The following is a 7,069-nucleotide window of genomic DNA, read 5'->3' on the forward strand; positions in this document are numbered from 1 at the left end:
CCAAAAGGATCAGCTTTATTTTGAATTTGGGGGTTTTTCATATTTTATCCACACAAATGAATATTTCATGAACAGTTTTTGAACACATTGTGACAAATATTTTTCTGATTTATGAACTTTTTTCATAATTAGTTTCAAACATTTTTACTTTTGATATGTTAGAAACGGATTAAAACAATTTCTACGTAACAGTGTTATCTTGTTTGTGAAGGGGGAAGCAAAGCGATGAAGCAGAAGATATGGAAATGGGCTTCGTTGCTTCCGTTATCTTTAGTGCTGTTATTAAGCGGTTGCAGCGAAAATATGCTAGTCATGCGGCCAAAAGGGCCAGTAGCCAAAACGCAATACGATTTAATCCTTTGGTCGATTGGATTTATGCTGCTCATTATTGTCGTCGTATTCGTATTATTTACCGTTGTACTGATTCGCTATCGGGAAAAACCGGGGATGGAAAATTATGAGCCAGAAGAAGAAGGAAACACATTGCTGGAAATCGTCTGGACAGCCATTCCGATTCTTATTGTTACAGCATTGGCCATTCCGACTGTAAAGGCTACCTTTGCTTTGGAAAAGCCAACGAAGGAAAAAGTAGAGCCTATAACGATCCATGTAACAGCAGCGAACTGGAAATGGATTTTTAGCTATCCGGATCAAAATATTGAAACGGTAAACTATGTCAATATTCCTGTAGACGTTCCCGTCAAGTTTAAATTAACGTCCGTTGGCCCGATGAACTCTTTTTGGGTTCCGCAATTAGGTGGACAAAAATATGCAATGGACGGTATGGAAACAGAATTGTTCCTAGAAGCAGATGAACCAGGCTCATACATGGGACGGAGTGCGAACTTCTCAGGAGAAGGCTTTACTCATATGGAGTTTGAAGTAGTGGCCCAAACGCAAAAAGAGTTTAATAAATGGGTCAAAGAGGCACAAAGCACAGCTCCTAAATTGAGTGAAACGAAATATGAAACCATTTTAAAACCAGGGCTCGTTGGCAGAATGACATTCTCCAACACACATCTTGAATGGATCGACCATTCCAAACAGAACAGCCATCATGCGGGAGAGGCCGACGAACAAGCAAGATTGTGCAATCCGCTTGAGGGCAACGGAATAGTAGTAGAGTAGGTTTCGAAGAACATGAAGATAGGGAGCTGTTGTTTGGCGTGCGAGAGATGGTTGGTCAATAGAATGAGGATGTGAGCGATCAACAGCTCCTAAACAATATGTGGCGAAGAGGCTCTTTGTTAGGTAAATGACGTTTTGAACACGTACCTTGCATGGATCGAGCATGCGAAACGATTCGTGAAGGGAGAGAGCGTGTCAGATCGATGAGAGACCGTATCGTCAAGGACAAAGGGACGAAGACGTGCATTCAATGTAAGGAAGGAGGAACAGGTGCATGAAGTGGAGCGAGTTTTTTGTTACAGGGGAACCGCTGATCTATGCAGCCGATGTAGCGATTGTATTAACGGTGATTGGTATTGTTTTCGTTCTTACGTATTTTAAAAAATGGAAATGGCTTTGGGATGAATGGTTGACAACTGTTGACCATAAAAAAATCGGAGTCATGTACATTATTTCAGCGGTGCTGATGTTGTTCCGCGGCGGTGTGGATGCGCTGCTTATGAGGGCGCAATTAACAGCACCAAACATGAAATTTCTCAATTCAGAACATTATAATGAAATTTTCACTACTCACGGTACGATCATGATTTTATTCATGGCGATGCCGTTTATTATCGGGTTGATGAACATTGTCGTACCTTTGCAAATCGGAGCGCGTGATGTCGCGTATCCTTATTTGAATGCGTTAAGCTTTTGGTTATTTTTCGTTGGTGCGATGTTGTTTAATATCTCCTTTGTCATTGGGGGATCGCCGAATGCCGGTTGGACTTCGTATTTCCCGCTTGCTGGCAACGAATTTAGTCCAGGTGTTGGGAATAACTATTATGCGGTTGCTTTGCAAATTTCCGGTATCGGTACGCTGATGACGGGGATTAACTTTCTCGTGACCATTTTAAAAATGCGTGCGCCAGGCATGACATTGATGCGCATGCCAATGTTTACATGGACGATTTTAATCACGTGCGTATTAATTATTTTCGCGTTCCCAGTGTTGACAGTCGCATTGGCGCTTATGACGTTTGACCGTCTATTTGATACACAATTCTTTACGATGGCGAATGGCGGGATGTCGATGCTTTGGGCGAACCTATTCTGGATTTGGGGACATCCGGAAGTATACATTGTCATTTTGCCGTCGTTTGGAATTTTCTCTGAGGTAGTGAGCACGTTTGCTCGCAAACGTCTTTTTGGTTATAAAGCGATGGTCTATTCGATTGTAGGAATTGCCTTTTTAAGCTTTATCGTTTGGGTGCATCACTTCTTTACAATGGGAGCTGGAGCAGCTGTTAACTCGGTTTTCTCGATTACAACGATGGCGATTGCCGTTCCGACGGGTGTGAAAATTTTCAACTGGCTCTTTACGCTTCGTAAAGGGAAAATTCGTTTTACAACAGCGATGCTTTGGTCATTGGCATTCATACCGAACTTTGTCATTGGTGGGGTCACCGGTGTCATGTTAGCCATGGCTGCGGCGGATTATCAATATCATAACAGCTATTTCTTAATTGCCCACTTCCATTACGTGCTAATTGCCGGTACCGTTTTTGCTTGCTTTGCAGGATTGCATTATTGGTATCCAAAAATGTTCGGGCATATTCTAAACGAGCGTTTAGGAAAATGGACATTCTGGCTGTTTATGATCGGATTTAATATTTGCTTCTTCCCAATGTATTTCTTAGGATTAATGGGTATGACGCGACGCATGTATACGTATTCTGAGGGGCTTGGCTGGACGCCGCTTAACGTTGTCGCATCCGTTGGTGCGGTTCTAATGGGAATCGGGTTTATCGTGCTTTGCTATAACATTTATTATAGCGCGCGCTACGGGGAACGCGATATGACGGGAGATCCATGGGATGGCCGTACACTTGAATGGGCGACGTCTTCCCCGGTGGCACATTACAATTTTGCGATCACCCCTGAGGTGAAGGATTTAGATGCATATTGGGAGATGAAGAAATCCGGAAAGGGCTTCGAAATTGATGAGGAAAAATTAAAACCGATTCATATGCCAAGCAATTCCGGTCGTCCGTTCCTTATTTCAATCGCCTTTTTCTTTGCGGGCTTCGGCCTTGTATTTAAATGGTTTTGGTTGGCGATTATCGCAACGATCTTTATTGCTCTTGGATTGATTCTCCGTTCATTTGACGATGATGACGGTTATTATATCAGCGTAGATGAAATTAAACGTACGGAACGTTTGTCGGGAAAGGGGGCATAAGAGATGGCAGAAGCAGCTCATCAGTACGATGAAACGATGCCATTGGAGTATCGAACAGAGGAAAGCCGCCTAAATATTCTAGGGTTTTGGATTTTTCTTGGTGCTGAGGTCGTGTTGTTTGCGACCTTATTCGCCACCTATCTTGTTTTATTCCAACGGACGGGCAGTGGTCCAACGACCAGCGACTTGTTTGAAATTAAAGATGTGATGATTGAGACATTGCTTCTTTTAACAAGTAGCTTTACGTGTGGGCTTGCGGTGTTTGAGATGCGCCGTCGCCGCTTGTCCGGTTTGTTAACATGGCTTTTAGTGACGCTTCTTTTAGGGGCAGGATTTATTACGTTTGAAATTCGTGAGTTTATTCATTATGTGCATGAGGGCGCGACGATCCAGACAAGCGCATTCCTTTCGAGCTTTTTTGTGCTCGTTGGGACGCACGGAGCGCACGTGAGCCTCGGGATTTGCTGGATGATTTTAATTATTATTCAGCTGTTGCAGCGTGGTTTTACTCCAAGAACGGCGCGTAAAGTGTTTATCGTCAGCTTGTACTGGCACTTTCTTGATGTCGTCTGGATTTTCATCTTTACTTTAGTTTATTTGACAGGGATGGTGATGTAAGATGGGAGCAAACCATCACCATGAGACATTTCCTTGGAAACATATTGTTGGGTTTATTTTATCTCTTGTGCTCACATTTATCGCGTTATGGGTGGCTCTGTCGTCAGGCTGGACCATAAAAGCGATTCTTGGCGTGATTGTGACGCTAGCTGTGTTGCAAGCGGCATTGCAGCTGTTTATGTTCATGCACATGACGGAAAGCGACAGCGGCAGAGTTCAAACCATTAATATGCTCTATAGCTTTTTCATCGCTGTTGTTGTTGTCGCTGGTTCGATTTGGGTTATGTGGTTCGTTTTATAATACAAAAGACCGATCTCTGTAACAGAGACCGGTCTTTTTTGTGTATTCGTGTATGACTAAGCTGGATTCGATGGGCTGAGCGGATGCCTCGCATGTCGCGTCATAAAAAATGATCCACTTTGTCCGAAACTCGTCTCTTTTTGAGGTGAGACGTGTTTTCGTTAAAGTGGAGGACAAAGGTTTTTTATAGCACTTTCGATAAAAATGATTTTGTCCGTTCGTGTTGCGGGTTGTCGAAGATGTCGCTTGGCGCTCCTTCTTCGACGATATAGCCGCCGTCCATAAACAGGACGCGGTCGCCAACCTCGCGAGCAAAGCCCATTTCATGGGTGACGACAACCATTGTCATTCCTTCGTTGGCTAACTGCTTCATAACGGATAATACTTCTCCGACCATTTCCGGATCTAATGCCGATGTTGGTTCATCAAACAGCATCACCTTCGGCCCCATGGCTAAGGCGCGGGCGATCGCGACGCGCTGAGCTTGACCGCCAGAGAGAGAGTCAGGATAGACGTTCGCTTTATCTTGAAGGCCGACTTTTTTCAAGAGCTCCAATGCCGTTTCTTTCGCTTTTTCTAGCGTCCATTTGCGGACTTTGACAGGAGCTAGCGTAATGTTATCCAGTACGGTCATATGCGGGAATAAGTTAAAGCGTTGAAACACCATGCCGACCTCTTCCCGCACTTTGTTGATGTTCGTGTTTTTGTCTTTTAAATGGAATCCATCGATTATAATATCGCCCTCGTCAAAGTCTTCAAGCAAATTTAAACAACGTAAAAAGGTGGATTTTCCTGAACCGGATGGGCCGATGACGACCACAACCTCGCGTTCTTTAATGTGTGCATTAATTCCTTTTAATACTTCAAGATCGCCAAATGATTTTTTTAAATTTGTCACTTTAATCATTGGTTCGAATACTTCCTTTCCAAATAATTTAACAATTTACTAAGGGAAAGGGTTAAAATCAAATAAATAAGCGCGACCGTTAAATATGGCTCCCATACGCGATAATATTGTCCCTGTGCGGCTCTCCCCCAATACATGAGCTCCGGGGCCGCAATGACAGCACCAAGAGAGGAGTCTTTTATTAAGACGATAAATTCATTCGCAAATGGTGGAATCATTCGTTTTAACGCCTGCGGTAAAATAATATAACGCATCGCTTGGGTATGGGTCATTCCTAATGAACGGGCGGCTTCCATTTGTCCCTTGTCGATGGATTGAATGCCGGCGCGGAAAATTTCCGCCACATAGGCTGCAGAGTTTAAGGATAAGGATACAGCAAGTGATACGGTAGCGCTTGGCTGTGCAAAGAAAATAGGCATTAACCCAAAATGGACTAACAGCATTTGGACTAATAGCGGTGTACCGCGGAAAAAGTTCACATACCATTCAAATGGGAAGCGAATAAGCCGATTCGTGGACATTTTGCCTAGACCGATGGCAAGTCCGAGGATTGAACCGACAACAATGGAAATAATAGATACAAAAATCGTGATCCCTAGGCCTTTTAGAAAAAAGGGGGCATATTCCTGAATAATATCAAAACGAAAATCCATTCTCCTCACCTTTCTTATAAAAATTGCGTAACTAGCGACGAATAGTTACGCAATTTTTTACCGATTATGATGATTGTTGCTTTAACAAATTATCGAGATTTGGTTCTTTCCCGAACCATTTTTGATAGATTTCAGTATATTTGCCGCTGTCGATGACTTTTTTCAGCGCTTCATCGATTTTTGGCTTCAAATCGCTTCCTTTAGGAAACATAAAGCCGTAAAATTCTGGTTGGAAGTTTGTTGGATCTTCAATCGTTTTTAGTTTTTTATCAGGATTGTTTTTCACGTATTCGTTGGCGACACCATTATCTGTCACAACGGCCTCCACGCCGCCGTTTAAAAGGTCCATAATCGCGACGACGGTATTTTCAAATTTTTTAATGTTTTTGTTTTCAGCCCCGAACAACTTTTCCACGGCTGCTTGTCCCGTCGTTCCATTTTGGACGCCAACCATTTTGCCTTTTAAATCAAGGGCGTTTTTGACTGGGCTATTTTCTTTTACAAGAATCATTTGAATGGATTCGAAATATGGGATAGAGAAATCATAAGTTTGTTTCCGTTTATCGTCAATTGTAATTCCGGAAACACCCATATCCACTTCTTTTCCATTTTGTAAAGCTGCGAATAAAGGATCCCAGCCGGTGTTTTTTAACTCATATTTGATGTCTGCTTCCTTCATGACAGCATCTAACAAATCAACATCAAATCCTACAATTTTCCCTTTATCCATATACTCAAATGGTGCGAATGCAGCATCTGTTCCGACAATGATTTTTTTGTTGTTATCTCCACTTTCTGAAGATTGATCGGATGATTTGCCGCCACACCCTGCTAAAGCCACAAAGAGAGCAAGTATCACAGCAAATACCGCCATTTTTTTCATTATTTCCTTCCCCCTTTATATTGTAAAAATATAAAAAATAACATTAATTTCTCATTTAGTTTCAGCTGATCGATTTCTTCAAGTGTTTCCTAGGACGATTATCATACTACCAGCATTCGTTTGTTTATGCAATACTTTTTATAAAAACAATTTTTGTAATATTTAGAAACAAAGAGAAGAAGATGAGTTCTTTTAGAATAATATGTAATTGAATTCATTGGTTCTTAAAGCATATTAAAAATGTAAATGTAAAATTATACATTTTCAAAAAATGTTTTATTTCAATAAATATATTATAAATTAAGACGATTGAGAAAACAAAATATATTTTTATAATAGAGGAAGAAATAATGCAATC

Annotated in this window: 7 protein-coding genes; 4 read left to right on the forward strand and 3 right to left on the reverse strand. The window is 41.8% G+C overall.

Going from position 1 to position 7,069, the window contains the following annotated elements:
- The first annotated feature begins 225 nt into the window (after positions 1-225).
- The 4 genes from qoxA (at position 226) to qoxD (ending at position 4,268) form a co-directional block, all read left to right on the forward strand.
- Positions 226-1,128, forward strand: coding sequence for a cytochrome aa3 quinol oxidase subunit II (gene qoxA, locus B6A27_RS16600; protein WP_080862688.1), 903 nt, complete (start codon positions 226-228; stop codon positions 1,126-1,128).
- Positions 1,129-1,402: 274 nt separating this feature from the next.
- Positions 1,403-3,349, forward strand: coding sequence for a cytochrome aa3 quinol oxidase subunit I (gene qoxB / locus B6A27_RS16605; RefSeq protein WP_066150736.1), 1,947 nt, complete (start codon positions 1,403-1,405; stop codon positions 3,347-3,349).
- 3 nt (positions 3,350-3,352) lie between these two features.
- On the forward strand, positions 3,353-3,967 hold the full coding sequence (gene qoxC / locus B6A27_RS16610) for a cytochrome aa3 quinol oxidase subunit III (RefSeq protein ID WP_066150733.1): 615 nt from the start codon (positions 3,353-3,355) through the stop codon (positions 3,965-3,967).
- Position 3,968: 1 nt separating this feature from the next.
- Complete coding sequence (qoxD, locus tag B6A27_RS16615) at positions 3,969-4,268, forward strand: cytochrome aa3 quinol oxidase subunit IV (protein WP_066150730.1); 300 nt, start codon at positions 3,969-3,971, stop codon at positions 4,266-4,268.
- 184 nt (positions 4,269-4,452) lie between these two features.
- On the opposite strand, the gene B6A27_RS16620 is transcribed toward qoxD, so the two are convergent.
- The 3 genes from B6A27_RS16620 to B6A27_RS16630 all read right to left on the reverse strand — a co-directional run bounded on the left by B6A27_RS16620 (position 4,453) and on the right by B6A27_RS16630 (position 6,711).
- Positions 4,453-5,175: an amino acid ABC transporter ATP-binding protein gene (locus B6A27_RS16620; RefSeq protein WP_044745188.1), complete on the reverse strand. Its 723-nt coding sequence runs from the start codon at positions 5,173-5,175 to the stop codon at positions 4,453-4,455.
- The gene (locus B6A27_RS16625) at positions 5,172-5,828 is read right to left on the reverse strand and encodes an amino acid ABC transporter permease (protein ID WP_044745189.1); all 657 of its coding nucleotides are present in this window, start codon (positions 5,826-5,828) and stop codon (positions 5,172-5,174) included. Before B6A27_RS16625 ends, B6A27_RS16620 begins: the two co-directional genes overlap by 4 nt.
- A 64-nt stretch (positions 5,829-5,892) precedes the next feature.
- The gene (locus B6A27_RS16630; protein ID WP_080862689.1) at positions 5,893-6,711 is read right to left on the reverse strand and encodes a basic amino acid ABC transporter substrate-binding protein; all 819 of its coding nucleotides are present in this window, start codon (positions 6,709-6,711) and stop codon (positions 5,893-5,895) included.
- Between the last annotated feature and the right edge of the window lie 358 nt (positions 6,712-7,069).

The sequence above is a fragment of the Anoxybacillus sp. UARK-01 genome, from assembly GCF_002075365.1.
Classification (GTDB): Bacteria; Bacillota; Bacilli; order Bacillales; family Anoxybacillaceae; genus Anoxybacteroides; species Anoxybacteroides rupiense.